General features: G+C 56.2%; 2 protein-coding genes. Both read right to left on the bottom strand.

Going from position 1 to position 4,353, the window contains the following annotated elements; genetic code table 11:
• The coding region (locus tag I6F20_RS37430) for a condensation domain-containing protein (RefSeq protein ID WP_346277271.1) at positions 1–4,167 on the bottom strand (4,167 nt) is incomplete at its 3' end.
• Positions 4,125–4,353: hypothetical protein (locus I6F20_RS37425; protein WP_225131530.1), on the bottom strand; the 229-nt coding region annotated here is incomplete at its 5' end. The genes I6F20_RS37430 and I6F20_RS37425, both read right to left, overlap by 43 nt.

Genomic DNA, 4,353 nt, shown 5'->3' with positions numbered 1-4,353 from the left:
TGCAGCAAGAGCGTTGTATGCGTCCTCCAATGCTTCCAGGAATAGCCGATAGCCCATCCCATCCACTACGAAATGATGCACCAGTACCAGCAGATAATAATCGCCGCTTTCCGAAGCACGGAAGGCCGCGACGTGAACAAGAGGCGTGTGGCCGTCAAACCGAAACATGTGTTGACGTCTTGCCGAGACGCTCTCGATTGTCCTGCGCTGGTCTGGGCCGGTCATCCGGACGAGATCGATCTCCTCCACGATGCGTGCGGCCGGACAAGGGCCAATCCCCAGCCGGAGTCCATCTTGGGTTCGGGCAACGCGGAGCCTGAGGCCTTCGTGCCTCTCGATGACATGGGCCAGAGCGCGGTCCAGGATCTTGATGTCCAGGATGCCGCCGCGCAAGAAGAACAGATCGCCGAGGTTAAAATGCTCGTCAAAGCCGACAAGAGAATTCCAAAACGATATTACGGGGGGCACAGGCAGTAGGCCGTCCGCGGAAGCCACGTTGTGGGGTGCCGCCTCCGCTTGCCCGGCCGCCAACTCCCTGATGGTCGGTGTTCGATAGAGCAGGTTGACAGTGAGATTCAGCCCGGCTTTGCGCGCCAGCGTGACGCAACGTACGCTCAGAAGAGAATCGCCGCCAATATCAAAGAAACTGCTGTCGATTCCCACCCCCTCGGCGCCTAATAGATCCTCCCAGATCCGAGCAAGAACCCGCTCGTTCCTGGTGCGGGGCTCAGCAGATGGACTAGTTTCTATCTCGCGGTAAGGAACGGAGGAAAGGCGAGCACGGTCTATCTTTCCGCTTGTCGTCAGGGGAACACTGTCAACCAATCTGAAGGCTGTGGGAACCATGGGAGATGGCAATCTGTTGCGCAGGTGGGCGAGAATCTCTCGAGAGCTTAGATTCTCCCGAGCGGGCTCCAGGCTCGCCGTCAAGCGGCGATCCTCATCGATGCCTTCTGCGAAGACCGCGGCCTTTGCGATTGCCGGATGAGACTCAAGGGCAACTTCGACCTCCTCCGGCTCGATGCGAAAGCCCCTCACCTTGATCTGGTTGTCCGATCGGCCGCAAATCTCGAGAAGGCCGCTGGTTGAGATGCGTGCGATGTCCCCACTTCGATAAAGCACATCGTATTGTCCGCCATCATACGGATTCGGCAGGAAACAGCGGTCAGTCCGATCTTGATCCTGCCAATACCCAGCGCTCAGACAGCGGCCCGCGATGCACAGTTCGCCGGAGGCTCCAACAGGCACTCTCTTCAATCGTGCATCGAGCACGTAGAGTTTTACGTTGTCGATTGGCCGTCCCACTGGGATAAGCGCCGAGTTGCCATCCGCATCCGATGTTTCGTGCACGGCTGCATTGGACGCACATTCCGTCGCACCATAGAAGTTCCACAAGGGCACGCCCGGAAAAGACCCGCGCCAGCGAGCAGGCAGCGAGGAAGGCATCGGTTCGGCGCTGCTTGTGACCAATCTCAAGGCGGTCCTTTGCGGTTGCCGTTCCTGGGACCCAATGATACCGGACAGGAGTGGCGGAGAGGCAAAAAAGCGTGTCACACGATGTTTTGCCAAACTGCACAACAACAGATCCGGATCTAGCACCTGCCCTTGGGTGAGGATCAGCGTGGGCACACCTCTCAGAAGCCCACCAAAATACTCCCAAGCGGACGCAACAAGGGAAGCGGACTTCTGGACAACCATCACGTCGGTACTATTGAAGGGAAAGCGTCGCCACATCCAGTTCAGCCGATTGAGAATGGCCGATTCCGGAATAAGAACCCCCTTCGCCCGCCCTGTTGAGGACGACGTGTATATAAGATTCGCAATTTGGTGATCTGAGGGTGAGTCGCTGGATTCGAAATTATCCGTCAGCGCCCTGCACCTGTCTAACGTCAATAGAGAAATCGAAGGTATGTCAAAGCCAGTCTCCGTGGTATTTGCGTGAACCAACACCTTTGCCTGACTATCTCGCAGGATATGTTGGATCCGATCAGGGGGATAATCTGGCGGTATCGGCACGACAATAGAGTGCAAAGCTCGCGCCGCCAGCATAACAGCGGCAACGTCAGGCGACCGGTCGACAAGCATGCCGACCATATCGCCAGCGCCCACGTCCAAATCCAGCAGGAAGGACCTGATAGCTGCTACGCGCTCACGCAGCTGGCTGAATGTGACTTCCCCGAACTCGCCAAAATATGCTACCTTGCTGTGATTGGAGACACTGATCTGCTCGAAAGCTTCAACAAGCAGACATTCAGAGTCATATGGCTGCCTGGATCCTTCCAGCGAGTTCAGTAGAGTGACGTCTGACGCGCTGAGGCAGCTCAGCTCCTCAATGGGCGCAAGCGGTTTGTCAACGCAGGCGGCAATCAGACAGCGCAGATTATTGGCCATGCGAACAACTAGATCACTCGAAAATATGTCTTCTGCATACGCCAGCTGGAGCGCAATTTCATCGCCCTGATCTTGCGCGTACAATGTTAGGTCGAATTTGACATAGCCTGTGTCGTATTCGCGGAATGTCAGAGCCAACTCGTCTTGACCAAGTGGCTCGGCAGCTTCGGAGTACATGTTGAACATGACCTGGAAGATCGGTGATCGCCCCGGTTCGCGACATAACCTTGTGTCCTTGACCATCCATCCGAATGGATAGGCCGAATTTGCGATAGCATCGCTGACCAGGCCCTGGATGCGCGTGGCATGAGCAGCAAAGGACTGACCGGCATCCATCGCGGCACGGATCGGTAGCATATTCAGGAAAAAGCCGACGATGTCGGCGCTGCCAGGTTGATCCCGTACAGCGTGTGGTATGCCGACGACAATGTCGTCCTCACCGCTATACATTCGTAGCAGCAGCTTGAAGCACGCCAGCAGTGTTGTCGACGTGGTGCAGCTGTTTCGGCGCGCAAATTCTCTTACGCGACTGGAGAGATCACTGCCAAGCAGCACTGGATGCGAGGCGCCGCGGTATGAATTTGTTTGCGGGCGCGCCCTTCCAAGCGAAAGCGCTGGCGGATCATCACCAATTTGACGACGCCAATAGTGACGTTGGTTCTCCAGCGCCTCTGGAGAAACGTGTTGTTTTTCCCACGCCGCGTAGCCCGAGAGTGACGCACGGTTCTCTGGGCAAAACGCCACGGCATCTACGTACCTTTGCTGAAGATCTCTGAGCAGAACAGAAATCGACCAGGCATCGAGGATGATTTCATGAGCGGTGATCAATATGAGATGATTGTCAGGACCAAGCCGGACCATGCGCGCGCGAAACAAGTGGCCCTGTCCGAGATCGAAATTGTCTTTCAGCTCCGTTCGCCGAAACTGTGCGATGAGCTCCTCAGCCTCGGAGGAGGTGAGATGAGATACATCGATCAATTCAAGATTGGTGCATGGCGGAGCATCAAAGCATTGAACCGGACCGTCTTTGTCGATAAAGCGCGCCGAAAGTGCCTGGTGGGAATGAATGACCTCGGTCCAGGCGCGATTGAACCGAGCTAAACTGATGTTTCCCTTAATGCGCAGCCCGCCTTGAATGATGTAGTTCCGGGCAGATGGATCGAGCTGCGCCAAAAACCAAAGGTGCTCCTGGAGGTGCGTCAGAGGTGATCGGTTTAGCTTTCGGCATGTCAAAGCCGTACACGGATTGAGCTCAGTGCGCCCCTCGATCGAAGCGGCAAGAGATCGAATTGTGCCATTCAGGACCAGTCTGAAATCCGCTCTCACTCCTAGCAAGGTCTGCAACTGTCCCAATATAAGCATTGCGCGGAGCGAGTCTCCGCCAAGGCTTATGAATTGGTCATTTACACCTATGTTCTCGATACGCAAAATGCCGGACCAGATTTGACGTAGCCGGACTTCGAGGTCTGATTGCGGCTCCGCGAAGGGCGTTGACAATAACGGCCGAACACTGGCCGGGTCAGGCAACGCTGCAAAATCGACCTTTCCGTTCCTGGTCAGTGGAATATCGTCCACATGGACGATTCTTTCCGGAAGCATGTAGCTGGGGAGTGCCTCAGCAAGAAACTTCCGAAGATCGCTTTCCGCCAGTTCAGCTGGAGCCGACACATACGCGACCAGACGCCGCGATTCGGCTTGCGCCTCCGACCCAGCTATATCTCGCGCCGTAAGCTTTACACCTGCGCAGACAGAGGCGACTGCGACGGCGCCATGCACCGAGGGATGAGCGGACAAACGAGCTTCGATTTCTCCCAGCTCGATTCTGTGCCCGCGAATTTTAACCTGACGATCCCGTCGACCGAGACATTCCAGAAGCCCGTCGGAACGAACGCGCCCAAGATCACCTGTCCGATATAGGCGCCGGAAAGATAGGTCGTTTGAGAACGGGTTCGGCCCAAACGC

Origin of the sequence: Bradyrhizobium sp. IC3123 (genome assembly GCF_020193625.1) — a bacterium.
Lineage (GTDB): Bacteria > Pseudomonadota > Alphaproteobacteria > Rhizobiales > Xanthobacteraceae > Bradyrhizobium > Bradyrhizobium yuanmingense.
This window is presented reverse-complemented; position numbering and strand designations above follow the sequence as displayed.